22 protein-coding genes are annotated in these 26,325 nt (G+C 67.2%); 9 read left to right on the top strand and 13 right to left on the bottom strand.

The window, feature by feature from the left end; genetic code table 11:
• Positions 1-40 precede the first annotated feature (40 nt).
• From FEZ32_RS02090 to FEZ32_RS02105, 4 genes are all read right to left on the bottom strand, one after another.
• Positions 41-895: a DUF817 domain-containing protein gene (locus FEZ32_RS02090; RefSeq protein WP_084149368.1), complete on the bottom strand. Its 855-nt coding sequence runs from the start codon at positions 893-895 to the stop codon at positions 41-43.
• 38 nt (positions 896-933) lie between these two features.
• A complete protein-coding gene (gene fbaA, locus FEZ32_RS02095; RefSeq protein WP_028703181.1) occupies positions 934-1,959 on the bottom strand; it encodes a class II fructose-bisphosphate aldolase in 1,026 nt (341 codons plus the stop codon).
• A 112-nt stretch (positions 1,960-2,071) separates the two neighbouring features.
• Positions 2,072-2,707, bottom strand: a complete 636-nt coding sequence (locus FEZ32_RS02100; protein WP_097799336.1) for a hypothetical protein — start codon at positions 2,705-2,707, stop codon at positions 2,072-2,074.
• A 38-nt stretch (positions 2,708-2,745) separates the two neighbouring features.
• Positions 2,746-3,339 carry a TrmH family RNA methyltransferase gene (locus tag FEZ32_RS02105; protein ID WP_028703183.1) on the bottom strand — a complete coding sequence of 198 codons (594 nt, stop codon included), beginning with the start codon at positions 3,337-3,339 and terminating at the stop codon, positions 2,746-2,748.
• Positions 3,340-3,554: 215 nt separating this feature from the next.
• Here FEZ32_RS02105 and FEZ32_RS02110 point away from each other — a divergent pair, with 215 nt between their 5' ends.
• The gene (locus FEZ32_RS02110; RefSeq protein ID WP_138679782.1) at positions 3,555-4,274 is read left to right on the top strand and encodes a VTT domain-containing protein; all 720 of its coding nucleotides are present in this window, start codon (positions 3,555-3,557) and stop codon (positions 4,272-4,274) included.
• Between the two features lie 84 nt (positions 4,275-4,358).
• On the opposite strand, the gene FEZ32_RS02115 is transcribed toward FEZ32_RS02110, so the two are convergent.
• From FEZ32_RS02115 to FEZ32_RS02140, 7 genes are all read right to left on the bottom strand, one after another.
• Entirely contained in the window at positions 4,359-5,132 is a 774-nt protein-coding gene (locus FEZ32_RS02115; RefSeq protein WP_097799338.1) for a LemA family protein, read from the bottom strand.
• 151 nt (positions 5,133-5,283) lie between these two features.
• Entirely contained in the window at positions 5,284-5,985 is a 702-nt protein-coding gene (locus FEZ32_RS02120) for a sortase domain-containing protein (protein WP_051238316.1), read from the bottom strand.
• Complete coding sequence (locus tag FEZ32_RS13440) at positions 5,982-6,635, bottom strand: hypothetical protein (protein WP_175415693.1); 654 nt, start codon at positions 6,633-6,635, stop codon at positions 5,982-5,984. The genes FEZ32_RS02120 and FEZ32_RS13440 overlap by 4 nt, the downstream gene beginning before the upstream one ends.
• A gap of 128 nt (positions 6,636-6,763) precedes the next feature.
• Positions 6,764-7,627: a spermidine synthase gene (locus tag FEZ32_RS02125; protein WP_175415694.1), complete on the bottom strand. Its 864-nt coding sequence runs from the start codon at positions 7,625-7,627 to the stop codon at positions 6,764-6,766.
• A 99-nt stretch (positions 7,628-7,726) separates the two neighbouring features.
• A complete protein-coding gene (locus tag FEZ32_RS02130; RefSeq protein ID WP_027586547.1) occupies positions 7,727-8,746 on the bottom strand; it encodes a glycine betaine ABC transporter substrate-binding protein in 1,020 nt (339 codons plus the stop codon).
• Positions 8,747-8,790: 44 nt separating this feature from the next.
• Complete coding sequence (locus tag FEZ32_RS02135; protein WP_027586546.1) at positions 8,791-9,657, bottom strand: ABC transporter permease; 867 nt, start codon at positions 9,655-9,657, stop codon at positions 8,791-8,793.
• A complete protein-coding gene (locus FEZ32_RS02140) occupies positions 9,657-11,024 on the bottom strand; it encodes a quaternary amine ABC transporter ATP-binding protein (RefSeq protein WP_138679783.1) in 1,368 nt (455 codons plus the stop codon). The genes FEZ32_RS02135 and FEZ32_RS02140 overlap by 1 nt, the downstream gene beginning before the upstream one ends.
• A 780-nt stretch (positions 11,025-11,804) precedes the next feature.
• Here FEZ32_RS02140 and FEZ32_RS02145 point away from each other — a divergent pair.
• Positions 11,805-12,194: a YchJ family protein gene (locus FEZ32_RS02145; RefSeq protein ID WP_138679784.1), complete on the top strand. Its 390-nt coding sequence runs from the start codon at positions 11,805-11,807 to the stop codon at positions 12,192-12,194.
• Positions 12,195-12,311: 117 nt separating this feature from the next.
• On the opposite strand, the gene FEZ32_RS02150 is transcribed toward FEZ32_RS02145, so the two are convergent.
• On the bottom strand, positions 12,312-13,067 hold the full coding sequence (locus FEZ32_RS02150) for a DUF4352 domain-containing protein (protein WP_027586544.1): 756 nt from the start codon (positions 13,065-13,067) through the stop codon (positions 12,312-12,314).
• 194 nt (positions 13,068-13,261) lie between these two features.
• Here FEZ32_RS02150 and FEZ32_RS02155 point away from each other — a divergent pair, with 194 nt between their 5' ends.
• Genes FEZ32_RS02155 through FEZ32_RS02170 form a run of 4 tightly spaced genes read left to right on the top strand, consistent with a single transcriptional unit; the run spans position 13,262 to position 21,331 of the window.
• Positions 13,262-15,307, top strand: a complete 2,046-nt coding sequence (locus FEZ32_RS02155; RefSeq protein WP_027586543.1) for a hypothetical protein — start codon at positions 13,262-13,264, stop codon at positions 15,305-15,307.
• Positions 15,307-16,941, top strand: coding sequence for a class I SAM-dependent DNA methyltransferase (locus FEZ32_RS02160; RefSeq protein ID WP_138679785.1), 1,635 nt, complete (start codon positions 15,307-15,309; stop codon positions 16,939-16,941). Before FEZ32_RS02155 ends, FEZ32_RS02160 begins: the two co-directional genes overlap by 1 nt.
• Positions 16,938-18,143 carry a restriction endonuclease subunit S gene (locus FEZ32_RS02165; protein WP_084149372.1) on the top strand — a complete coding sequence of 402 codons (1,206 nt, stop codon included), beginning with the start codon at positions 16,938-16,940 and terminating at the stop codon, positions 18,141-18,143. The genes FEZ32_RS02160 and FEZ32_RS02165 overlap by 4 nt, the downstream gene beginning before the upstream one ends.
• A gap of 23 nt (positions 18,144-18,166) precedes the next feature.
• Entirely contained in the window at positions 18,167-21,331 is a 3,165-nt protein-coding gene (locus FEZ32_RS02170; protein ID WP_244937888.1) for a type I restriction endonuclease subunit R, read from the top strand.
• Between the two features lie 79 nt (positions 21,332-21,410).
• Here the strand turns inward: FEZ32_RS02170 and FEZ32_RS02175 are convergent, their stop codons facing one another.
• A complete protein-coding gene (locus FEZ32_RS02175; RefSeq protein WP_051238318.1) occupies positions 21,411-23,150 on the bottom strand; it encodes an ATP-binding protein in 1,740 nt (579 codons plus the stop codon).
• A gap of 306 nt (positions 23,151-23,456) precedes the next feature.
• On the opposite strand from FEZ32_RS02175, the gene gad reads away from it, so the two are divergent.
• From gad to FEZ32_RS02190, 3 genes are all read left to right on the top strand, one after another.
• On the top strand, positions 23,457-24,887 hold the full coding sequence (gad, locus tag FEZ32_RS02180; protein WP_138679787.1) for a glutamate decarboxylase: 1,431 nt from the start codon (positions 23,457-23,459) through the stop codon (positions 24,885-24,887).
• 101 nt (positions 24,888-24,988) lie between these two features.
• Complete coding sequence (locus tag FEZ32_RS02185) at positions 24,989-25,375, top strand: YchJ family protein (RefSeq protein ID WP_126412839.1); 387 nt, start codon at positions 24,989-24,991, stop codon at positions 25,373-25,375.
• A gap of 142 nt (positions 25,376-25,517) precedes the next feature.
• Positions 25,518-26,189 (top strand): VIT1/CCC1 transporter family protein, encoded by a 672-nt coding sequence (locus FEZ32_RS02190; RefSeq protein ID WP_232020937.1) that lies wholly within the window; start codon positions 25,518-25,520, stop codon positions 26,187-26,189.
• The last annotated feature ends 136 nt before the right edge of the window (positions 26,190-26,325 follow it).

The following is a 26,325-nucleotide window of genomic DNA, read 5'->3' on the forward strand; positions in this document are numbered from 1 at the left end:
CTCGCAGCGCAGGGGTCGTCCTTCAGAAGCTGAACATTGTTCAGTCTGCGGTGGGCCAGTTGCCGTCCGGTTCCAACTGTCCCTCCCACTGTTTGACGGCCGCGACCAGGGCGAACGACAGGCTCACCAGCAGCGCCCAGGAACCCCATTTGCCGACGTGGACCAGATGCCATCCGGATGCCTGGTCGGGGTACCGCCAGGCCCCCAGCAGGGTGGCCAGATTCTCGGCGACCCACAGCGCCGCGCCGATCAGCACGAAGGCCGCCCACAGCGGCATCCAGTACCAGCGCAGGCCGACCCGGAACCACACCCGGCTGCGCCACAGTACCGCCACGAAGGCCAGCGCCAGGATCACCCGCAGATCGGGCAGCCAGTGGTGGGTGAAGAAGTTCGCGTAGGAGCAGCCCGCCAGCACCACCATCGCGGCAGCCGGGTAGTGGGAGACCCGCAGGGCGAACCGCCGGAAGGCCTGACAGATGTAGGAGCCGACGCTGGCGTACATGAACCCGGAGAAGGCCGGCACCCCGGCGATCCTGAGCAGCCCGGGATCGGGGTATCCCCAGGACCCCATGTGGGTCTTGAAGATCTCCAGGCCCAGACCCAGCAGGTGGAAGCAGCAGATCACCGCCAGCTCGCGGCCGGTCTCCACGCGCATCGCCACCAGTACCAGCTGCACCACCAGGGCGTAGCCGAACAGGACGTCGTAGCGGGCCACCGGCGGATCCCACACCGACCACACCCCGATGGTGAGGGCCAGTCCGGCCACCAGGGCGATCGGGAAGACGCAGCACTGCACCTGGATGAGGGCGAACCGCCACAACTGGCCCCAGAACCCGGGCCGGACCGGACGCAGCAGTGGGGCCGGCCCGACCGGGCCGACCCCACTGCTGTTCATCTGTTCTCGAATCTGTTGTCGAGCCGATCCGGGGAGGATCAGGCGGTCATCGAGGTGCCCTTGGAGCCGAGCTCCTCGCAGGCCTCGACGATACGGGCGGACATCCCGGCCTCGGCCTTCTTGCCCCAGGCGCGGGGGTCGTAGTCCTTCTTGTTGCCGACCTCGCCGTCGATCTTGAGGACGCCGGCGTACTTGGTGAAGAAGTGGTCGGCGACCGGACGCGAGAACGCGTACTGGGTGTCGGTGTCGACATTCATCTTGATGACGCCGTAGGACACCGCGTCGGCGATCTCCTGGGGGGTCGAGCCGGATCCGCCGTGGAAGACGAGATCGAAGGGCTTGTCCTTGCCGTACTTGGCGCCGCAGGCGTCCTGGATCTCCTTGAGGATCTCCGGGCGCAGCTTGACGTGTCCGGGCTTGTAGGCGCCGTGCACGTTGCCGAAGGTCAGGGCCGTGGTGTAGCGGCCCTTCTCGCCGAGACCGAGCACCTCGAGGGTGCGCATCCCGTCGGCGACGGTGGTGTACAGCTTGTCGTTGATCTCACCGGTGACGCCGTCCTCCTCGCCACCGACAGCACCAACCTCGATCTCGAGGATGATGTGGGCCTTGGCGGCCTTGGTGAGAAGCTCGTCGGCGATCTGCAGGTTCTCCTCGAGCTCAATGGCCGATCCGTCCCACATGTGGGAGTTGAAGATCGGGTCCAGGCCCTTGTCGACCCGCTCCTGGGAGAGGGCGATGAGGGGACGGACGTAGGAGTCCAGCTTCTCCTTCTGGCAGTGGTCGGTGTGCAGGCCCACGGTCACCGGGTAGTTCTTGGAGACGGTGCGGGCGTACTCGGCCAGCGCGACGGCGCCGGTGACCTTGTCCTTGATGGTCTGGCCGGAGGCGTACTCGGCGCCGCCGGTGGAAATCTGAATGATGCCGTCAGAGCCTGCGTCGGTGAAACCCTGCAGGGCGGCATTGACGGTCTGCGAGGAGGTCACGTTGATCGCCGGGTAGGCGAAGGCCTTGGCCTTGGCCCGGTCGATCATCTCTGCGTAGACCTCAGGTGTTGCGATGGGCATATGTGTGCCTTTCTGCTGATGTACTCGCGATGACGGCATCCATTCTCGCGCACTTTCGTCGCGAGCGCCGACCCGACCCGTGGGCAGCTGCGCGGAAACGGCCCGGAACGGCTCAGAAGGGACGGTCCAGACCGGTGACGTCGAGCCCGAGGCGGCCCCCCGACCATGCCCTGGCGGCCGAGTCGATGGCTCCGGGCAGGGCGTCCAGCCAGGAGACCGGCACCTCCCAGCGATGTCCGGCGGCGTCCACCAGGCGCACCACGGGCCCCGATCCCATGCTGCTGCCGAGGACCGCGAACTCCTGGACGTCGTGCCAGCCGACCAGGTCCAGGGCCGGGTCGGCGGGGTGGGCGGGGACGGTCTGGAAGCCGTCGGCGGCGTCCTCCTCGCGGGTCGATCGGCGCGGCCCGGTGACCCGCTGCTCACGTCTCATCGCGATGCCGCGGGGATCCAGCCGCAGCACGACCCCCTCGTTGATGGTGAGCAGGTCCTTGCGCGCCGCCCTCAGCCGCAGGTTCTGGATGATGAACAGGACCGCGAAGACGACCAGCCAGCCGACCAGCATGCCCGCCAGGGTGCCCAGGTCGAAGGAGGACCGGGTGATCGCCCAGATGAGGGCGACGACGGCGACGATGACCAGGGCCTGGAGGGCCAGCCTCAGCCGGGTCGCCTGGTGGCGGGCCACCCGCCCGGCCGCCGGAACGGGGTTGTAGGCAACCTCCAGGGCCGGTCCGCCATCGTCTGTCATGGAGCCGAGCCTAGTGGGGGTCGGCCCGGCGCAAGGACTCAGAGGAGGGGTCGGTGGTGCGGTGCCCACTGGAGGGACCAGTGGTACATCGCGATCGCCGAGGCCGCCCCGGCGTTGATGGAGCGGGTCGATCCGTACTGGGTGATCGCCACCAGGGACCGACAGCCGGCAACCACCTCGTCGGTCAGTCCGGGACCCTCCGATCCGAACACCAGGCAGCAGTCGCGGGGCAGTTCGGCCTCCTCCAGGGGGACCGATCCGGGCAGGTTGTCGACCCCCACCGGGGTGACGCCGTGCTCGTCGAGCCAGTCGAAGAACTGCTCGGCCGTCTCGTGGTGGTGGACGTCGAGGTAGCGGTCGGTGACCATCGCGCCGCGCCGGTTCCAGCGTCGTCGTCCCAGGATGTGCACCCCGGAGACGTTGAAGGCGTTGGCGGTGCGCACCACCGAGCCGATGTTGAAGTCGTGCTGCCAGTTCTGGATGGCGATGTGCAGCGGGCTGCGGTGGGTGTCCAGTTCGGCGACGATCGCCTCGACGCTCCAGTAGCGGTACCGGTCGATGACGTTGCGCCGGTCCCCCTCCCTCAGCAGCTCGCGGTCGTAGCGCGGGTCGGTGGGCCAGGGCTCGGGCATCGGGCCCACCCCCACCTGCGAGGTCGGGCCCTCGCCGGGGTCCCTGCTCGAGTCATTGTCGGGAGCCTTGTCGGAGTCCTTGCCAGGAACCTTCCCGGCGGCCCTGTCGGCGTCCTCCCGACGCCGCCTGGCGGGCGGTGGGAGGCGCACCGACAGGTCCGTCACGGGCGCTTCTGCACAGCTGTCATCCATGGCTCCAACGTATTGTGTCCCCCATGACGAGTGTCGCCTCCCTGTTCACCCCGCTCCTGCTGCCCTCCTGGCTGGACCCCCAGCACATCATTCAGGCGGCCGGAGCGTCGGCCCTGTGGGTGGTCGCCCTCATCGTCTTCGCCGAGTGCGGACTGGCGATCTTCTTCATGCCCGGCGACTCCCTGCTGTTCGCCATCGGGATGTTCACCGCGGTCGGCGTCACCGCCGGATCGGGGCCGCTGATCCAGTACGGGGACCGGTTCACCACCGTGCTGGTGGTCAATGTGGTGCTGCTGGTGGCGGCGGTGGCCGGCAACGTGGTCGGCTACTGGATCGGCCGCAAGCTGGGACCGGCCCTGTTCCGCCCGCGCCAGGGGCTGGCGGGCCGGATCCTCAACCCCGCCTATGTCGACAAGACCGACCAGTTCTTCGCCAAGCACGGCTCCTCGACCCTCATCCTGGCCCGTTTCGTGCCGGTGGTGCGGACCTTCGTGACGATGGTCGCCGGGATCGGCCGGATGGACTTCCGCAAGTTCATCTCCTACACCGCGATCGGCGGCGTCGCGTGGGTGCTGATCGCCGTGCAGGCCGGGCACTTCCTGGGTCAGGTGTCCTTCATCAGGGACAACTTCGAGTTGGCCCTCATCCTCATCGTGGTCATCTCGGTCATCCCGATGGCCGTGGAGTGGCTGCGCGCCCGCCGGGTCCAGCCGGTCAGTTCGGAGACCGGCCAGACCCGCTGAGCCCTCGACGGCGCACGTTCGGCGCCGTCGGCCCCTCCACGTGGTGGATCAGCGGTGACCCACCACCCTCTGTGTCGTGACAGGTCAGTTGCCGAAGAGGCCGCCCTGCTGGTTCTTCGGGAACGGGTTGGCCTCGGTGGCAGGCTGCTGGATCTCGGGCGCAGCGGCGCTGTCGGGCTGCTGAACCTGGTAGCCGGGGGCCGGCGTCTGGTCGCCCTGACCGATCTGCCCCTGCCCGCCCGGCTGGCTCTGCGCCGGACGCTGGCTGATCTCCCCGAAGCTGACGCTGGGGGCGGTGCGCACCGCCGGGTCGTCGACCTGGAAGTAGCCGGCCTTCTCGAAGTGGAACATGTTCGCCACCATGTTCGACGGGAAGCTCTCGATCTTGGTGTTGTAGGCGCGCACATTGGCGTTGTAGTAGCGGCGTCCGGAGGCGATCCGGTCCTCGGTGGAGGCCAGCTCGCGCTGGAGCTCCAGGAAGTTCTCGTTGCTGCGCAGCTGGGGGTAGGACTCCACCTGGGCGATGAGGTTGTGGACCGCCCCGGTGAGCTGGGACTCGACCTGGTCGCGCTGGCCGTCGGGGCCGCCGTGGGAGCCGGCGGCCAGCTGCACGGCCTGGTTGCGCAGCCTGGTGACCTCCTCCAGGGTGTTGCGCTCGTGGGCTGCCCCGGCCCGCACCGTCTCGACCAGGTTGGGGATGAGCTCGTAGCGGCGGTTCAGCTCGACATCGACCTGCCGCCAGGACTCCTGGATGGTGTTGCGCAACTTCACGAAGGAGTTGTACGGCGCGATGAACAGTCCGGCCCCACCCCCGACGACCACGACGAGGAGGATCAGAATGACGATCAGGAGTGTCATCTCGGGGTTGCCTTCCGATAGGGGATCTGTCGGCCAGCCTACCGAGGCAGAGGGCGAGCGGTAGGGACGCCGGGAGCCCGCCGGCCTCACGACCCGGGCCAGGGCACAGCGACACAGGAGTGGCTGGTTCCCCGGAATCCCGGCCCCCGGGTCAGGAGACCCGGTGCTGGGTGGACACCAGATGGCCGACGCCGACCGACCGGGCCGAGCTGGGCACCATGTCGCGGTTGGTGGTCAGGGTGATGAGCGGGCGCTGGGCGCTGGCGTCGGGATATCCGGGGACCGGGTCGAGGACCCAGTCGTCGGAGGAGGTCACGGTCAGCGCCGAGGGCGGCACATCGATCCGGTAGGTGAAGACGCTCGAGGGGGTCTCCACGACCACGGTGTCGCCCTTGCGGACCCGGTCCAGGTGGCGGAAGGCGTCGGCCCCGGTGGCCGAGCGTCCGGCCACCGCGAAGTTGCCGGTCTGCCCGGGCAGCACCGACCCCCGGTACCAGGCCAGGCCGTGGTCCAGGGCCGAGGTCGCGTCATCGGTGGAGGCGTACACCGGCCAGGCCCAGTCGGTCCCCAGCCGGGGGATCCGCATCACGGCGATGAGCTTGCCGTCGGCCGGACCCGAGGTCGCCGACGAGGAGCCGGCCGGGGCGGGCGACGCCGACCAGGAGGCCCTGGCTGCCGAGACGGCGACCCGCGCCTTGTCGCCGGCGATCATCGTGCTGCCCCACCAGGTCCAGCCGACCCAGATCGCGGCCACCAGCAGCAGCGCGCACAGTGAGACGACCGTCCAGCCGAAGGGGCGAAGACGCCGTCTGGTGGTGGATGCGCTCTCGGCGCCGCGGGATCGTCTGCTCATTGTCCGTTGCTCTCGGGGGTGAGTCCGGCGCGGTCCATCTCCCACATCCCGACCATCGCCACCCAGGCGTTCATGGTCCTGCTCCAGGTGAGGGTGACGGCCACCACGACCAGTGCCGCGGTGAGCCAGGTGGGGGTGAGGGGGAAGTGGACGTTGCGCCAGAACCATGCCAGCCAGGCGGCCGACAGTGCGGTGAACAGCCAGCGGTCCACCTGGTGACCGGTTCTCATCGTCATCGTGAGCACTGCCCCGGCCACCGGCAGCAGCACCATCGGCACCCAGTCACCGGCCGCCAATCCGAGAACGAAGGTCTGCATGACGGCTCCCAGAGCGGAGTCGGAGGCCCCGCGCGAGGCCCACCAGATCACTCCGATGCCGAACAGCCAGATCGCGCCGGGACCCATCACGAGGACTCTCACCGCGGTGAGTGCACCCGGCGGTCTGGGCCGCGGGAAGTTGGCGGCGGTGCGTCGCCAGTTCTGCTGGAACTGCGGCGGGACCGGCCACGGGCCGCCCGGGCCTGCCGGGCCCGGTTGTCCGGGCCATCCCGGCTGGGCCGCGTGCCGGGGTGGCTGCGGGCCGCGCTGCTGGCCGCCCGGCGGAACGGGCGGGCCCCACTGACCCTGCGGCGGTGGTTGGTGGGAGCTCATGGGTTCATCATTCCACGGGTCGATCGTGGCTCACCGGCGACGACGCCGAGGACTGCCGGGAGTGACTCTCCTGGATGACGCCTCTCCGAGACGATGCGCAGCAGGTGCCGTGGCGGGATCGGGAGTGGTCAGGAGAAGTAGGTGCCGCCCTGGGGCGGCCCGGGCGAGGATGCGGCGTCGGCGTCGGTGAAGGCCTGGACCCCGGCGAGCATCCTCGACAGGGCGGCCTCGCGCACCACCCTGAACGGGAAGGCCGCTCCGGCGCAGCGCCGGATGACGTCGACCAGCGGGAACGGCGCGTTGCCGGCGGCCAGGATGATGTTGCCGTAACGGCGTCCCTTGAGGGTGGCCGACTCGGCCTCCAGCAGCACGTGGCCGAAGGTCTGGCGCATCCCGGCGACCACCCTCCTGGTCCAGCTCAGGGGTGCCGAGTCGGTGACATTGGCCACCATGATCCCGTCGGGGTGGAGTACCCGGGAGACGTCGGCGAAGAACTCCGCGGTGACCAGTTCGCCGGGCACCCGGGCGCCGGCGAAGGCGTCGAGGATGACGACGTCGGCGAAGTCCTCGCGCATCGCGGCGATCCCGGCCCGGCCGTCGACCGGGCGCACCTTGATCCCGGAGTGCGGGGCCAGGGGTGCCTTGCGGCGGACCTCCTCGGTGAGGGCGGCGTCAGGTTCCAGCACGATCTGGGGGGAGGTGGGCCGGGTGGCGGTGACGTAGCGGGCCAGGTTCATCCCGGCCCCACCGATGTGGATCACCCTCATCCGCTCCCCGGCGGGCCGGTGCAGGTCGAGGTGGTCGGCGATCCGCTCCATGTAGTCGAACTCGAGACGGGTGGGGTCGGAGGGGTCGAGCCAGGACTGGTCGGCCCCTCCGATCCGGACGATCCAGGCGCCCTGGTGGTCGGGGTCGGGGACCAGCCGGTCGCCCCCGGACTCACCGACGTCGGACCGGCGACCCGGCGCTGCGGATCGAACCGAGTCGGCCATGGCTTCCTCCCCGCACTTCCGGGCCAGTCCTGCCCCGGCCTGATTCCCCGGACATGATAGCCACCGGCCGCGGTGGCGGGCGGCCCGCCGGGGACGGGCTCAGCCCTGACCTGCGGACAGCGTGCCCTGCTCCCACTTCTTGATCCACTCCGGGTGATCCTCGGCCCATTGCGCGACCGCCTTGTCATTGTCCTTGCCGGCGTACTCGGTGTCGGAGAACATCACATTCTCGAGGCTGGCCAGATCCTCATCGCTGAAGGCCAGGTTGCGTGCCAGCTGGGCGGCCTTGGGGCTGTCGGAGCCGAAGCCGGAGCGCGCGAAGGTGTAGATGTTCTCGGCCCCTCCCATCGCCCCCTTCGGATCCTTGAGGTCGCGGACCGGGAAGGCCGAGTAGGCCCAGTGCGGACGCCACAGGGTGACGGCGATGTTCTGCCCGGAGGAGGTCGCCTTCTTGAGCTGGGCCAGCATCGCAGGCGTCGAGGAGACCTTGAACGTCGTGCTCTGCAGACCGTAGGCGGGAATCATGGTGTCCTTGACCACCTTCGTCTCCCCGGCCCCCGCCTCGATGCCGTAGAGGGTGTTGTCGTACTCCTTGCCCATCGACTTCAGGTCCTCGATGGATGTGGCGGGGGAGTCCTTGTTCACGGCGATGGTGAGCCGCGCGTTGTCGTACCAGCAGCCGAGGCTCTCCAGCTTGGAGCCGTACTTCTTGATGTAGTCGGCGTGGGTGAGCGGGAGCCAGGTGTCGGTGATGAGGTCGACGTCGCCGGCAGCCATTCCGGTGTAGGCCGGTCCGGCGTCGAAACTCTTGACGGAGACGGAGTAGCCGTCCTTCTCGAGCCCGTACTTGAGCATGTGAGCCGTTGCGAAGGACTCGTCCCAGCCGTTGAAGGCGGCGATGGTGATCGTCCGATCGTCGTCCTTCTTCATGCCGGTGACGTCCTTGGCGCCTGCGCCGGGGGTGCAGTCGGCCCATTTCTTGTCGACGGTGGAGGATGGTGCGTCACTGCCACCCGGGTGCGCCGAGCCGGTACCGCTGTTGGAGGCTCCGCAGCCCGACAGCGCCAGTGCGGCGGCGCTGATGAAGGCCGTGAGGGCCACAAGGTTCTTCCTCACCATGTGTCTTCTCCTGTGTCATGTCGGATGGTGAATGGGGATGGGCCTCAGTTGGCCCTCTGGGCGCGGGCCAGCGGGGTGCGATTGGCCAGTCCGCCGGTGATCCTGTCCAGGAAGACCGCGACCACGACGACGGCCACTCCCGCCTCCATGCCGAGGCCGATGTCGACCTGGGAGAGTGCGGCGACCACATCTCCGCCGAGGCCGCCGGCCCCGACCATTCCCGAGAGCACCACCATCGACAGGGCGAGCATGATGACCTGATTGACGCCGGCCATGATGGTCGGCATCGCCAGCGGGATCTGGACGCGGGTGAGGATGTGGAGCGGGCTGGCGCCGAATGCGGCGGCCGCCTCGACCGTCTCGCGGTCGACCTGCCGGATGCCCAGTTCGGTGAATCGGACCCCGGGCGGCAGCGCGAAGATGATGGTCGCGATGGCTCCGGGGACCGGTCCGACGCTGAACAGCACGATGACCGGCACCAGGTAGGCCAGTGAGGGCATCGTCTGCATGAAGTCCAACACCGGTTTGACGATCGCCGAGAACCTCTTGCTCCTGGCCGCCAGAATGCCGACCGGAATCGCGATGAGCAGCGCCAGCACGACGGCGACCAGCACCAGCGCGAGGGTCTGCATGGTGTGGTTCCACTGGTCCATCGCGCGGACGACGTAGAACCCCACGAGGGTGAACACGGCGACCCGCCAGCTCGCGCACAGCCATGCCAGGGCGGCGAGGAGGACCATCATCACCAGGTAGAGGGGCGTCGACAGGGCGGTTTGCAAGCCGCTGTAGAGGCCTCCGATCACCCAGTTGGTGGCATCGATGAGCCAGCCGAACCAGTGCTGGAACCAGTCGAAGAACTGCTCGATCCAGCTGCCGAGCGGAATGCGCGGATTGAGAACATCGAATTCCATCAGGCTCTGACCTCCTGCTGTCCCGTGGTCCCCGGACGGGTGTCGGTGGTGTGGGTGGTGCCGGGCTGGTGCGCCAGGGCCTTCTGGTCGGCCGGTTCCAGGCCGACCGGTTCGTGATCATCGGTGATGATCGGAAGCTCCCCGGTGTCCTCCAGCGATGTGGCGACGCCGGACTCCTCGGCGTCCTGGTCCATGCGCGACATGGAGTCCAGGAGCGCGACGCGGGGCACGATCCCGAGCAGGTGCAGCTCGTCGTCCACCACGGCCAGCGGCAGGCGGACGTTGGCGCTGGGCGCGAAGAGTTTCGCCAGCGGGGCATCGGGCTTGACGGTGAGGATGTCCGAGTTGTCGATGATGTGGGCGACGGTGGCATCCCCGGCGCGGGTGGCGGCGACGACCCGCTCGTCGCGGATCGATCCGAGCAGCCTGCGGTTCTCGTCGACGGCGAACATTCCCGAGACGCCGAGCTGCTCCATCACTGCCAGGGCGTACCGGGGCCGGGCGTTCTGGGAGATGACGGCCTCGGTCTCTCTCATCACTGCGGAGGCGGTGAGCACCCGGGTGCGGTCGACGTCCTGGATGAAGTCGGCGACGTAGTCGTCGGCGGGCTCGGTGAGGATCTCCTCGGAGGTGCCGATCTGGGCGATCTGGCCGTACCGCATCACCGCGATGTGGTCGCCGAGGTACATCGCCTCGTTGAGATCGTGGGTGATGAAGATGATGGTCTTCTGGATGCGGGCCTGGAGCTCCATCAGCTGGTCCTGCATCTCCCGGCGAATCAGTGGATCCAGCGCCGAGAATGCCTCGTCCATGAGAAGGATGTCTGTCTCCGCGGCGAGTGCGCGGGCCAGTCCGACCCTCTGCTGCATGCCGCCCGACAGCTGATGGGGGTACTTCTCCCCCCAGCCCTTGAGGCCGACCGTGTGCAACCACTCGTCGGCCCGCTCCAGCTGTTCCGATCTCGGAATCCTGCCCTGGAGCCGCAGGCCGTAGGCCGCGTTCTCGCGCACGGTGAGGTGGGGCAGCAGCGCGAAGCTCTGGAAGACCATCGAGACATGGTCGCGGCGCAGCTGACGCAACCGGACCGGGCTCATCTGGGAGACCACCGAGTCGCCGATGGAGATGCTGCCGGCCGAGGGAGTCCACAGTCCGTTGATCATCCTGATGAGGGTGGACTTCCCCGATCCCGACAGACCCATCACGACGAACGTCTCGCCCTTCTGCACCGAGAAGCTGGCGTCGATCACCGCGGCGGTGCCCAGGGTCTTCAGCGCCTCTCTGGACTCCCCCTCCTTGAGCCGCCGGACGACCTCTTTCTCACGTCTTCCGAACACCTTGTAGACATGTGATGCACGTACGATTTCCACTCGAGTGTGACCTTCCGTGTAATTGTCGCCACGACACCTGGAACGACTCGCCGAATAATCAGCTCCCAACGAGAAAATGCCGCAATTGATAGCCCCTCCTGCTGGAAGAACAACTTGGTCAACGCTAGCAGCGACAACTGAGGCAGGCAAGCCCGGCGCACCAGCGCGACGCCTCTGGAGGCCCCCTCGACACACCGTGTCTAGGGCGAGATCACATGATCAGACAACGATGTCAGGACACCCCCGGGAATCCCGTGACCCGACCCGTGGCTCCGTGCCGTTAGCATCTTCCAATACCGCCGTGGCAAGGGGTTATACGATTCCTCCACTGCGAGAGGAGCATCCTCCTTCACGATTGTCGTACGCCGTGGCAGAGGCTTCGTCAGCGTCATCGACTGACCCTCCCATGCACATGGAGGGATCATCGCGACGGTTCTTGCAGAACATGTTGTAGCACGCCGCCAAAATCATGTCTTGAGGTCTTGGCGCAGACGTTCTGAATAGCGATGCATGATATATGTCACTCCCACGAGAGGGGCTCCGTTATCACACGCCCCGACGGTGTCAATCGGCGGGGTGCGACGAGCGATACCGATATTTCTCATCTGCCGTTGCGCCACATGTCGTCGAACACGACGAATTCACTCATCGGCACGGTGTTGACCCGACCGGCCAGATCACTGCGGACGGGGCCGATGGCCTGGCTTGCACGGCATGGGCGCAGCAGCAGTCCTTGATGGAGGGCGCCCGGTCTGGCACCCACCGGGCAGGATGGACGCCATGAGATCCTCTGACCCCTGCCCCTGCAGTTCCGGCCTGCCTTTGGGGCACTGCTGCGGGCCCGTACTCGACGACCCGAGCACGGCGTCGACCGCCGAGGCGCTGATGCGGTCGCGCTACACCGCCCACGTCCTCGGCCAGTGGAACCACCTCTATGTCACCTGGCATCCGCGGACTCGCCCCGAGCTGGTCGACGACGACGGTCTGGAGTGGATCGGTCTTCAGGTGCTGGACACAGAGGTGGGCGGGCCCGACGACAAGAACGGGATCGTCGAGTACGCCGCATCCTTCCGCCTCGACGGGCAGCGCGACGTCCTCCACGAGAAGGCTCGGTTCGAGCGGCGGGCCAAGAGGTGGTTCTACACGGACGGGGAGCTCGTCGAGGACTGAGGAGGGACGGACAGAGCCCACCCGGGCGACCACAGCGCCGACGGTCGTGTCGGGCGATGACAGAGAATCTGTCATCGCCCGACACGACCGTTTTGCACCCCTGCGGTGTGCACCGGATCAGGAGAGGGCGACCTCCGCGGTGCCGCTGAACAGGGAGCTCTTGAAGGTGGATGTGGTGGGAGTGGTTCCCTTCGGCACGTCGAAGTAGGCGACGCCGCTCATCTTGTTCCCGGGGTTGATCTTCTTGAGGAAGATGCTGCCGTCCACGGCCCAGGTGTCGGTGGATGTGGAGTACTCGCTGCCCTTGGCGTCGGAGATCTTGATCTGCGAGTCATCGACAGTCGCCTGACCCTTGCCGCCGTTGGCGATCGTCACCGACAGCTTGCAGAACTGGCCCTGGGGAGTGAGCTGCTCCATGGGGTCGGACACCGTGACGCCGCACCTGAACCCGGTCACCGTGAAGGTCAGGTCGCCGGACTTCACAGCGGTGCCGATCCCGGCCTTCTTCGGCTCCTCCTTCGTGGGCTCGGCCTTCTTCGAGGGGGCCTGCGCGTTCGCCTTGTCGGCCGCCTTCGCCGCACCGCCGCCGGCAGCCGCGCTGGCGGACTCCGATCCACCGGCGGCACCGCTGCTGGCGTTGTCGTCCCCGCCTCCACCCAGGTGGGAGGCGACGATCGCGCCCACGATGACGTAGAAGCAGATCATCCACCAGCGCTTCCAGATCGACTTCTTCGGCTTGCGCGGCGGCTGGAAGGCGGGCCCCTGGTACTGCTGGTAGGGGCCGTTGGGCATCGGCTGGCCGGGCTGCTGACCGGTGAAGCGCTGACCTGACTGCTGGTTCGGGCCGCTGAAGCCGGGGTTCTGCTGGGACATGGTGTGTCCTTCCTGTGCATTTTGGATGATCGGTGGTTTGGCCGTCGGTCCTCACCGGCAGCGACAGGAACACCGTGCCCTTCCCGGCTGACATCAGCGTCTTATAGTGCTGATAACCCCACTTATCAGATACCTGCTAATTCCTGTCGGACTGCTTGCGTAGAGTGCCAGCATCACCAGGGAGAGGAGACGCCATGGCCGCCACACTGTCGATGGCCGACATCGCTCGGCTGGCGCACGTTCAGCGTCCGGTCGTCTCCATGTGGCGCCAGCGCGCCGTCCCGGGCGCCCCCTTCCCCACCCCGCGGGCCGACGGCCGGTTCAGCGCCGGGGATGTCCTCACCTACCTGTCGGCGACCGGCCGCGGCAACAATCCCGATCCGGAGCTGACGTCGGATCTCACCGTTGCCTCGAGTTCGGCCACCGACCCGGCAGACCGCGGAGACCTGCTCACCCTGCTGGCGGCAAGGGCGGTGCTGGGTGCCGACGCCCTGGCCGAGACCGACGTCGAGGACCTGCTCGACGATGTGGAGGCCCTCGATCCTGACGACGAGTGGCTGTTCTCCGAGGTGGAGGGGGCCGACGTCGAGCGGCTCGCCCGCACCGCCGACGCCGTGGCCGACAACTCCTACTCCCCCGCGGAGGCCTACGAGCAGCTCCTGGCCGCCGATCCGGACCCCTCCGGCCTCACCGCACCGCTGGTCGACCTCCTGGCCGAGCTCACCGCAGCGCTGTTGGGCGAGGACAGCAAGTTGGTGGACGTCGCCGGCACCGCGACCGGCACCGCACTGAGGCTGGCCGCGGACGAGTCGTTGACGCCGCCGGCCATCCTGCTGGCCCGTGACCTGCCCTCCGACCGGGCCACTGCCCGGCGGACGCCGCTGCGCGCAACGTTGCGCCGTTACCGGGTTCATCGCTGCGAGGTCGGCACGGTGGCCATGGAGGACGACTGGGATCTACCCGCCGGGTCGGTGATCCTGGCACGAGTCCCCGACCACACCGATCCCGCCCGCGCCGATCCGGCCCAGTCCGATCCCGACCACACCGACTCCGCCCACACTGATTCTGTCCAGGCCGCTCCCGCCACCGCCGAGGCGTTTGGCCTCATCGACGACCTCACCCTCCAGATGGGCCCCGGCACCACCGCCCTGGTCCTCGGCCCGGCCTCGATCCTCATCGACGAACTGCCGGACGCCCTGGTGGGTCAACGCGACGCCTTCCTGCGCCGCGGTCTGGTGCGAGCCGCGGTACGCCTGCCGGCAGGGCTGCTGCGAGGAGGCGGCGGGGAGCACCTGGCCCTGTGGCTGCTGGCGGAGGGCGACTCCCGTCACCTGTGGGCCGGGGATCTGTCGGGGCGCAGCCTGGATGCGGCGACCAGTCAGCAGCTGCTGGATGACGTGGTCGCGGTCGCCAGGTCCGAACGGCAGCGCGCCTTCTCGATCCTGCACCGGGCCGAGGCCGCCAAGGTCATCGCGTTGTCGCAGTCCCTGGTGGCCCTGGACGTCTCCCCCGCCGACCCATTGCCCGTCTCAGCGGCCGACGACGCCGCGCGGATGGCCGAGCTGCTGGCGCTTCTCGCCGAGCCGATGCCCGATCCGCTGTCGGGGCTGAGGCCCGAGGCCTCGGACGCCGGAGGGGGCGGTCACGGGTCGGCGCTGTCTGCCACCCTGGGAGACCTGGCCCGCAAGCGGCTGGTCCGCATCATCTCCGGTTACCGGCTCCCCCGACTCCCGGCCGGGACGCTCCAGATGTGGACCGCCGAGGCCGTGGCCACTCACCTGCCTGCCGGCGTCGACCTGCTCGCGTTGACCACCGCCATCCCGGGGGCGGCCCTCACCGCGCCCGACGACCTCGTCTTCACCTCGACCGGGACCCCGCATGCCGTGGTGGACGCCGGTGGAGGCTCGGTGGTGGCCTATCCGGCCCGGATCCTGCGGGTCTCGCCGACAGCGTCCTGCTCCCCGCGAGCGATCGCGGCCACCATCAATGAGCTGAGACCTGGCACCGGGATCGGCAAGTGGCGGTCATGGCAGGTGCCGCTGGTCTCGGGGAGCCGCCGTGAGGTGGAGGACGTCATGACCCGGATACAGGCGTGGGAGGATCAGACCCGCACTCGGTTGGCGCAGATCGGCGAGCTGCGGCGTCTGGCCACCCGATCAGTGACGTCGGGTGCGGTGAGGTTCGCAGCCGCGGCCTGCACGCACCCCGAGCCAGCCCCTGTCGATGAGAAAGGCCAGTGATGGCAGAGCGATCCGTGACGACCCCGTCGACCCGCAAGGAGCTCAAGGACACCTTGTGGAAGGCGGCCGACAAGCTGCGCGGCTCGATGAGCGCCGCCCAGTACAAGGACGTCGTGCTGGGGCTGATCTTCCTCAAGTACGTCTCCGATGCCTTCCAGGAGAAGCGCGACCAGATCGCCGAGCAGGCCCGGACCGAGGGTCTGGACGAGGAGGACGTCGCCGAGACCCTGGAGGATCGCGACGAGTACGCCTCGGGCGCCTTCTGGGTGGATCCCGATGCCCGCTGGGCGGCCCTGGTGGCCGATGCGAAGGTCACCGAGGGGAGCACCATCGGCCAGCGGATCAATGAGGCGATGGATCTGCTGATGCGCGACAACCCGTCACTGGCGGGCACTCTGCCGAGGCTGTTCAACGGCAACAATGTGGATCAGCGCCGACTGGCCGAGCTGATGGACCTGCTGAACTCGGTGCAGTTCTCCGGGCAGGGGGCCGCCAAGGCCAGGGACCTGCTGGGCGAGGTCTACGAGTACTTCCTGGCCAATTTCGCCCTGTCGGAGGGACATCGCGGTGGCGAGTTCTACACCCCGGCCTCGGTGGTGCGGATCATCGTCGAGGTACTGCAGCCGAGAACCGGCCGGGTCTACGACCCGTGCTGCGGGTCGGGCGGGATGTTCGTCCAGGCCGAGAAGTTCCTGGAGGCCCACGACGCCGATCCGACGAATCTCGCGGTCTACGGCCAGGAGCTTAACGAGTCGACCTGGCGGATGGCGAAGATGAACCTGGCCATTCATGGTCTGGGCGGCAATCTGGGCCCACGGTGGGGGGACACCTTCGCGCTGGATTTCCACTCCGATGTGCAGATGGACTTCGTGATGGCCAACCCGCCGTTCAACATCAAGGACTGGAACCGGCGGGAGTCCGATCCGCGCTGGGTCTACGGTGTGCCGCCAGCCAAGAACGCCAACTATGCGTGGATGCAGCACATCCTGTCGAAGTTGGCGCCGGGCGGGACCGCCGGAGTGGTGATGGCCAATGGGTCGATGACCTCCTCGTCGAATGGCGAGGGCGACATCCGGGCGCAGTTCGTGGAGCACGACATGGTGGCGGCGATGGTGGCGCTTCCCGACAAGCTGTTCCGCTCGACCGGGATCCCGGCCTGCCTGTGGTTCTTCGCCCGCGACAAGGGGGCGGGTCCTGGTGGATCGGTGGATCGGCGCGGCCAGGTGCTGTTCATCGACGCCCGTGAGATGGGCTACATGATCACCCGGGCCCAGCGGGGGCTGAGGGCCGAGGAGATCCAGAGGATCGCCGACACCGTCCACGCCTGGCGAGGGATGGAGCAGCTGGCGGTGTCGACTGCGGATGTCACCGTCGAGGAGGATGCCGAAGTCACCGCGGCCGGCGCGGAGTACGAGGATGTCGCGGGATTCTGCAAGTCCGTGAGCACCGCCGAGATCAAGGCCGCCGGCTATGCCTTGACGCCGGGGCGTTACGTCGGGATGGCCGAGGCGCCCAAGGATGCCGAGCCCTTGGACGAGAAGATCGCGAGGCTAACAAGTGAGCTCAATGCGCAATTCGCCGAGTCATCACTTTTACAGAACCGCGTCCATCGAGCCTTAGAGAATCTCGCATGAGCGTCGCCGTTGACTGGGAGCCTTTGGAGGCGGCCGTGTCAGTCATACTGGACCATCGTGGTATGACTCCAAAAAAGCTCGGCTCTGAATTCGTACCTTATGGAATCCCTGTCGCCTCTGCAATGTTGGTGAAGGATGGCCTAATCGACCTTACCGACGCGAGATTCGTGAATGATGAGACATATCAGAAATGGATGCCAGAACCACTTCAAAAAGGGGATGTAATCCTCACCAGCGAGGCACCACTTGGAAGGGTCGCTCAGGTCGACACAAACTCACCGCTTGTACTAGGTCAGCGCCTGTTCGCTCTTCGAGGCCGGAGCGGACACCTTGACTCCCGATACCTTTACTATGCGCTACAATCATCTCGAGTTTCGAACGATATCCAGAGCCGCGCGACTGGTACAACCGTGCTTGGAATCAGGCAGTCTGCCCTACGTCAGGTCAAGCTGCCAATTCGACCGATCTGTGTCCAGCAAGCCATTGCGGAGGTGTTGGGGGCGCTGGACGACAAGATCGCCGCCAACCGCAAGCTCGTCACTACCGCCGAGTCCTACCTGCGCGCTATCTTCGATCGAGATCTCGCAAGCAATGATCTTCCAACCAGTCCGCTTGACAGCATCGTCCAGCTGAACCCGAAACGTCCAGCACCAAAGGATCCAGCGCCATTGATCCCCATGCAGGCTCTCCCGACCCCTGGAATCACTATTCCCGAGTTCACTCGGGATACCCCGAAGGGCGGAGTTCGCTTCACGAACGGAGACACACTTCTCGCCAGGATCACTCCATGTCTGGAGAACGGCAAGACTGCATTCGTTGGAAGTCTGGCCGAGGGTGAAATCGGGATTGGATCCACCGAGTACATCGTTTTGCGCAGTATAGAACCGTACCCTCTCGAAGTGAGCTACTTCATCGCGACCGACGCAACATTCAGAGCAGAGGCGATCCGACGAATGACGGGGACATCGGGTCGACAGCGAGTCAAGGCGCAGGATGTCGCCAAAGTTCCGATTCACTTGACCTCTGATCGTGCGGCTATGCGACAGTTTGGCGATCTGGCGAGGTCTTGCTTCCAGCACGCCGAGATTCTGAGTGCAGAATCCCGGACTCTCGCCTCACTTCGTGACACTCTCCTCCCCGCTCTCATGGACGGGACCATCCGCGTCAAGGATGCCGAGACACATGTAGAGGAAGTGCTCTGATGTCACCTGCCGGCAGGTCGCTCATGCATGAGGACGACTGGGAGGCCGACATGCTCGACTGGCTCGGGCAGATCGGCTGGCAACCGGGCAGGGGATCCGAGATCTCCGCGCAGCGCCAGTCCGAGTCCGACCTCATCCTCCATGACGACTTCCTGACGGTCCTGCGAAGCCTGAACCCCGAGGTGCCGGCCAACCACCTGGCCGAGGCGGCCGCGATGATCTGCGCACCGGCGTCCCAGGACGCCATCGCCGAGAACGAGCGCATCCACACCTTCCTGGTCCACGGCTTCCGCGGGCTGAGCTACCTCGACCTCAACGGCGTCGAGCAGACCCCGACCATCCAACTGCTGGCCGACGACCCCGAACGCAATGTCTTCCGCGCGATCCAGCAGGTCACCATCCGCCAGTCCGGCCACCACCGCCGCTTCGACGTCGTGCTCTACGTCAACGGCCTGCCCTTGGTGATCGTCGAGCTCAAGGACGCCGGCAGCACCCGGGCCACCATCTCCAAGGCCCACAGTCAGCTCGCCACCTACCTCGACGAGTTCCCCACCGCCTTTCGCACCGTGGTCGCCACCGTCATCTCCGACGGGATCAGCGCCAAGTACGGCACACCGTTCACCCCCTACAACCACTTCAGCCCGTGGACCGTCGACGAGCAGGGCGTCCCGCTCTCCCCACCGCCCACCGAGGAGCTCGAGCCGCTCACCTACGGGCTGTTCGACCAACGACATTTCATCGACATCGTGAAACACTTCGTCACCTTCGAGCACGGCGACAGGCCCACCAAGCTGATCGCCAAACCCCACCAGTACTTCGCGGTCCGCAAGGCCCTCACCCACACCCTGACCGCCGTCGACTCCGACGGGAAGGCCGGCGTCGTGTGGCACACCCAGGGATCCGGGAAATCCCTGGAGATGGAGTTCTACACCAACCTGGTGATGACCCATCCGGTGCTGCACAACCCGACGATCGTCCTCATCACCGACCGCAACGAGCTCGACGGGCAGCTCTACGAGGGATTCGCCAGGTCCACCCTGCTGCCCGAGGCGCCCCTCCAGATCACCACCCGCTGGGAGCTGCGCCAGGAACTGTCCTCCAAGAACTCCGGCGGGATCATCTTCACCACCCTGCAGAAATTCGGCCGCACCGGCCAGGAGCGCGACTCCGGCGCCGACCACCCGCTGCTCACCGACCGGCACAATGTCATCGTCATCGTCGACGAAGCCCACCGCAGCCACTACGACGACCTGGACGGCTACGCCCGCCACCTCAAGGACGCGCTGCCGCACGCCACCCTGATCGCCTTCACCGGCACCCCGCTCAGCGAGGCCGACCGCAACACCCGCGCGGTCTTCGGCGACTACATCGACATCTACGACCTCGACCGGGCCGTCGCCGACGGAGCCACCGTGCCGGTCCACTACGAGCCGCGACTGGTCAAGGTGCGGCTGTCCAGCGACCTCACCGCCGAGCAGATCGACGCCGCCGCCGACGAGCAGACCGCCGGCCTCGACGACTCCGAACGCCAGCGCATCGAGCAGGCGGTCGCCGTCATCAACGCCATCTACGGCGCCCCCGAACGACTCCACGCCCTGGCCGCCGACATCGTCACCCACTGGGAGAACCGGCAGAGACTGGTCGCCCCCACCCTCCAGCCGGTCGACGGAGAACCCGATGAAACCCCCCACGGCAAGGGGATCATCGTGTGCGGCACCCGGGAGATCGCGGCGAGGCTCTACGACGAGATCGTGGCGCTGCGGCCGCAGTGGCACTCCGACGACGACACCCGCGGGGTCATCAAGGTGGTGTACTCCGGATCGGCCTCCGACCGGCCGCCGATCAGCAAGCATGTGCGCACCGAGTCGGCCAACAAGACCATCAAGAACCGGCTCAAGGACATCGACGACGAGCTCGAACTGGTGATCGTCAAGGACATGATGCTCACCGGATTCGACGCCCCGCCCTGGCACACCATGTACCTGGACCGGCCCCTCAAGGGGGCCCAGCTGATGCAGGCTCTGGCGCGCGTGAACCGGACCTTCCGAGGCAAGCAGGACGGTCTGCTGGTGGCCTACGCCCCGTTGGACGCCAACCTCAAGGCGGCCCTGGCCGAGTACACCCACGGCGGTGCCAGCGCCGAGGAGATCGGGCGCGACGTCGGGGAGGCGGCGGCCACCACACGCCGGCTGGTCGAGGCGCTGCGGGGGCTGCTCTCCGGGTGCGACTGGCGTCCGGTTCTCGAGGGCGGGGGACGCCGCGCCGCCCACGACGCGGTGACGATGGCCGTGGAGTATCTGCGCTCCCCCCACACCCCTGGCAACCGGGTGGCCGAGGGCCAGGAGACCCTCAAGGACCGGTTCCGGATGCTGTCGGGACAGCTCAGCCGGATGTGGGCGCTGTCGGCCGGCGATACGACGCTGGCCGGTCTGCGCCAGGAGATCTCCTTCTACGAGCAGGTCCGCGGGTGGATGGCCAAGTTCGACGCCAAGGAGCGGGAGGCCAACGGCCGACCGATCCCCGAGGATGTGCAGCGGATGCTGCGCGGCCTGGTGGCCGAGGCCACCGAGGCCGGCGGGGTGACCGACATCTTCGGCGAGGTGGGGCTGGACCGTCCGGATCTGCGCTCCCTGAAGCCCGGCGACGCCGAGGCGCTGAGCCAGAGCACGACCCCGCACCTGGCCATCGAGGCGCTGCGCGACATGCTCATCACCGAGTCGCGGGCCGCCACCGCCAGCAATATCGCCCGGCGGACGGCCTTCAGCCAACGGATCTCCGACCTCATGCTGCGCTACACCAACCAGCAGCTCACCGCCGCCCAGGTGCTCGCCGAGTTGATCTCGGTCGCCGGGGAGGTCCAGGCCGAGGCCGACCGGGGCAAGCGCTTCTCCCCACCACTGAACCGCGACGAGTTGGCCTTCTATGACGCCGTGAGCCAGAACGACTCGGCAGTCCAGCTGCTGGGCGACGGCGTCCTGGCCGAGATGGCCCGCGAACTGGTGGCCGTGATGCGCCGCGACACCCGCACCGACTGGAAGGTCCGCGACGACGTCAAGGCCTCCCTGCGCGCCGCGGTGAGACGACTTCTGCGCAAGTACAAGTACCCCCCGGACAAGCAGCCCGAGGCCGTCACCCGGGTCATCGAGCAGATGGAGGAGCTGGCTCCCGGCTACCAGAGCGCTGCATAAGGGGATTGGCCGTCACTCATGTGGCCGGCATTGAGATGAGCGGCACGCACCCACATCGAGTGGATTGCCAGCGACTGGTCTACAGCGGCAGTTGGGGACTGTCCGGATGCGCTGACTCGTCGACAGCTCTCAAGTAGGCGCGATTCCGACTGGTCGGGGGCGCTGTCGCAATCACGAGGCCCCGGGCCACGAGGTCGCGCAGTACCGGGCGAAGCGCGTTTGCCGATCGGTGGGTTCTCCGGGCCAGCTCCTGAATGTTCCTCGCAGTCCCTGCATCCACGGCAGTCAGAACGTCACGCTGGACGGGAGTCAGCACCGCCGCGTCAAGTTCCCTCGGCAACTCGTAAGTCTCGATGCCTGTCTCGGTGAGCAATCCGAGGTCGACCAACCGCTCCAGATCGTTCCGCGCATCGTCAGAGTCGACTGCAGCCTGCTCCCGCAAGTCATGAGGGGTGACATTTCCCTGAGTGCGGGTGAGCACGAGCGCGATCTCCTGGCGTGGCGTGATGCGCGTGGCCCCCCCCAGCGAATGGAGCCATTCACGCGTCTCGGGTGTCAGAAGGCCGAACCGATGCAGAACAACTTTCACCTTGTCGGCGCTGCTGTCGAAGGCTGGGATGGGGAGGCCCCGTGACCGCATGGCCCCGATCATGAGCGGCACCCCTGAGCCCAGGTTCTCACAGACCATCGCGTCGCTGTCAGGCAGCGGAACCTGGGTCAGCAGCTTCGCCAAGCAGTCATTTCGTGAACACGACACACCTTCACCGATGTTCTCCCTCGACACACTTCCCCAGAATCCACCCGGACTGATGATCTCCACTCTGTCCGGATACACGTCGACGGCCACCTGCTGGCCCAGCACATGGGAGCTGTAGTCGCGATGCGTCGCCGCGTTGACGATCGCCTCACGGAGCACCTCCTCGGGAATCTCCAGCACATCGGTGCCGCGGGAACCCTCCACGACGCGAGCCGTACGCAGGTTGCGAGCGACGGCTCGCACTGCCTGATCGACCGCGACCGGAATAGGCCCCTCGCACACCTTCCGATCCAAGAACCGGGTGCTGCCCGGCTGGGCTCCCTTGGCGGTACCCGGGTGCACCGCCACATCAATGAACAGCTGGGGGAAGAACTGTTGCGGGTAGGTCCCAACGCTCAGAAGGCCGGCGAGCGTGGGGCGGCCGGCCTGGTCAACGACATTGAGACGTCGTAACTGGCTGAGTGTGTCGGTGGTTCCCGTCAACACGCGAGATCCCTGTTTGCGAAGTCGGGCAATCATGCGATCCAGAAGATGCGGATCCAAGTCCTGGACAGTCGCGGCAGCAACCGCTTCACGGTCGGTCCCCAGTTGTTCGTGGCGATGCCGAAGCAGGTAGATCGCATAGGTGGACAAGTGGATGTCCTGGTCATCCCAACGCCGATAGGCGCCATTCTCCAAGCCCTGATCCGTCACAAAGCACGGCGCAGGAATCGCCACCAGTGGTCGCACCGTAAGTGCAACAACAACCCCTCCCTCGAACTCCAGCTGCTCCACCTCAGTGGGTGGCACCGGCGTGACTTTCGTGCCATGGCCTGGTGTCGCATTGAGGCCGTCGCTGAGTGCGTCCAAGATGGGTTGCGGATCGAATCCCGGAGCCAGCGCAAACCCGGTCTGCTCGTCCAGGCCGAGGAGTACGAGGCCTCCTCCGGAGTTGGCGAACGCGCTCACCGCCTCCCACACTCGCTTGGGCAGCTTCCCGACGGCGCTCTTGACCTCGGTCGTTCCCTCGTCGGAGCCCAGTGAGCGAAGTCGCGCTATCCGGGCGGCAATGTCCAAACCCATGGTCAGTTGATCCTGACTGTAGACAAGTGAGGGCCTCACTGTATCTCAGTGACACCATCACTCTAGATAGTGAGAACTTGAGTGGAGGACAGAAAGAGGGCCGGATGCAGGCAGATCCTCGCCGATCCGGCCAGCGAGATGGGTTCGGGGAGGCGACGGTCGCCGCCCACCCACGGCGGCCCGCCTGAGGAGGGATGGGCAGGTCAGGTCCGGGGAACCGTTCGGCCCTACCCTCAGTTCGGCCTCGGGAGGCCGGACCGAGAGTTACTGTGACCAGGACAGCGCAGCCCCTGACGAGGAGTGACCATGACGAGCCCTCGACATCCCCGGAAGGCCCGGCTCTCCCAGCCGCATCACTCCACGAACGTCGATCCGAACCTCAGCCTCAGCCCGATCTTCGTCAGACCCGGCGAGGCGACCGATCTGCCGAAGTTCACACTCCCCGACTCGATGAGCGAGCCCGAGACCGCCTACCAGATCGTCCACGACGAATCGATTCTGGACGGCAACTCGCGGCTGAACCTGGCCACCTTCGTCACCACCTGGATGGACGACTACGCCAAGAAGCTTTACCTCGAGTCCGCCGACAAGAACATGATCGACAAGGACGAGTACCCGGCGACCTCCGCCATCGAGGAGCGCTGCTGGCGGATCCTCGCCGACCTGTGGCACGTGCCCGACATCGACGACACCCTCGGCACCTCCACGATCGGCTCCTCGGAGGCCTGCATGCTGGGCGGGCTGGCACTCAAGCGGCTCTGGCAGGAGCGGCGCAGGGCTCACGGAGAGCCCAGCGACAAGCCCAATCTGGTGATGTCGGCGGCCGTCCAGGTCGTCTGGGAGAAGTTCTGCAACTACTGGGACGTCGAACCCCGCTACGTCCCGGTGACCCCCGACCACCTGGTGCTCGACGGCACCGGCCTGGAGGACTACGTCGACGAGAACACCATCGGCGTCGTCGCCATCCTCGGCCAGACCTTCACCGGCCTCTATGACGACGTGGCCGCCATCGCCGACAAGCTCGACACCATCCAGGCCGACACCGGGCTGGACATCAGGATGCACATAGACGGGGCCTCGGGTGCCATGGTGGCGCCCTTCTGCCAGCCCGACCTGGCGTGGGACTTCAGCCTGGACCGCGTCAACTCGATCTCGACCTCGGGGCACAAGTACGGACTGGTGTACCCCGGCCTCGGCTGGGTCGTGTGGCGCAACACCCAGGTGATACCTGAGAGCCTGATCTTCCACGTCAGCTATCTCGGCGGGGACATGCCCACCCTGGCGCTCAACTTCTCACGGCCCGGAGCCCAGGTGCTGTTGCAGTACTACCAGTTCCTGCGGCTGGGCTTCGAGGGCTACCACGAGGTCCAGCAGAACTCGATCGACGTCGCCACCTTCCTGTCAGGCTCGATCGAGAAGCTCGGCCCCTTCCGGCTCATCAGCCGCGGCGACACCATCCCGGTCTTCGCATGGGTGCTCAAGGAGGGCTACACCGACAACTGGAGTCTGTACGATCTGGCCGAACGGCTCCGGATGAGGGGCTGGCTGGTGCCCGCCTACCCGATGGCCGACGCCATGTCGGATGTCGTGCTCCAGCGGATCGTCGTCAGGTTCGGGATGAGCCACGATCTGGCGACAGCCCTGCTGACCGACCTCACAGCCGAGGTGCACAAGCTCAACTCGCTGCAGTCCCCGCTGCCCGACGAGTTCGCCCGACGGTCCCAGTTCCACCACTGAGGGCGTCTGCCCTCTGGAGGATCCCCTCAAGAGGGAGACGCCGGTAGGACGACGCCGCCCGGCGGGCATCACCGGAGGGAAGCGGGCACGATAGGACCGTGATGGCTTCCACGATCTGTCCCTGTGGTTCCGGGCTGCCTCTCGGCAAGTGCTGCGGGCCCGTCCTGGACGATCCCCGCGCAGCGTCCTCGGCCGAGGCACTGATGCGCTCGCGCTACACCGCCCATGTGCTGGGACGCTGGAACCATCTCTATGTCACCTGGCATCCCCGCACCCGCCCCGAACTGATCGACGACGACGGGCTCAGGTGGACCGGCCTGGAGGTGGTGCGCACCCAGGACGGCCAGCCCGGGGACTCCACCGGAGTCGTGGAGTACCGGGCCTTCTTCCGCGACGGGGCCCAGCAGGACTGCCTGCACGAGGTGGCGCGATTCGCCAGACGGGCCGGACGATGGTGCTACGTCGACGGCGACCTGGTGGCCGATTGAGCGGAACTCCCGAGCGCCGCCCGGGAGCTCGACGCTGCAGATATAGTGGTGGCTCGATCCCCCACCCACCCGACAGAGAGAACCTTCCTTGAGACGGTCAACCACGCGACACCCCCATTCAGGAGAGCAGCACCTGGGCTCTGTGGACCAGCGCCTCAACTGGCTGCGCGCCGGGGTGCTCGGTGCCAATGACGGCATCGTGTCGACCGCCGGAGTGGTCATCGGGGTGGCCGGCGCCACCAGCCAGACCTTCGCCATCGCCACCGCCGGGATCGCCGCCCTGGTGGCCGGCGCCTTCTCGATGGCCGGCGGCGAGTACGTGTCGGTGAGCACCCAGCGAGACACCGAACGGGCGCTGCTCGCCAAGGAGCAGTGGGAACTCGACACGATGCCCGACACCGAGCTCAAGGAGCTCACCGACATCTACGTCGACCGCGGCGTCACCCCCGACGTCGCCGCCCTGGTGGCCAGGGACCTCACCGCCCGCGATCCGCTGCGGGCCCATGCCGAGGCGGAGCTGGGCATCGACCCCGACGATCTCACCAACCCCTGGCTGGCGGCGGTCTCCTCGCTGGTGTCATTCAGCGTCGGTGCGGCGATCCCACTCATCGCGATTCTGCTGCCGCTGTCCCAGGCTGTCCTGATCTGTGTGCTGGCAGTGGCTCTGGCACTGGCGATCACCGGCCTGGTGAGCGCTCACCTGGGCGGGGCCCCCAAGGTCCGGGCCGTACTGCGCAATATCGGCATGGGCCTGCTCACGATGGCCGTCACCTACGGCGTCGGACGACTCTTCGGCACGGTGGCCGGGGCCTGAGCCCGGTCGGCGGGTGGTGGGTGGCCGCGTCTCCCCCGACCGGGTCCCCGCGCTGCCCCCGACAAGCGACCGACCCGACACCACCGGCCCGACACCACCGGCCCTGCACGCCCCCGCAGACGCAGATGTGCCCGGC

It is taken from the genome of Acidipropionibacterium jensenii (genome assembly GCF_005890135.1).
Classification (GTDB): Bacteria; Actinomycetota; Actinomycetes; order Propionibacteriales; family Propionibacteriaceae; genus Acidipropionibacterium; species Acidipropionibacterium jensenii.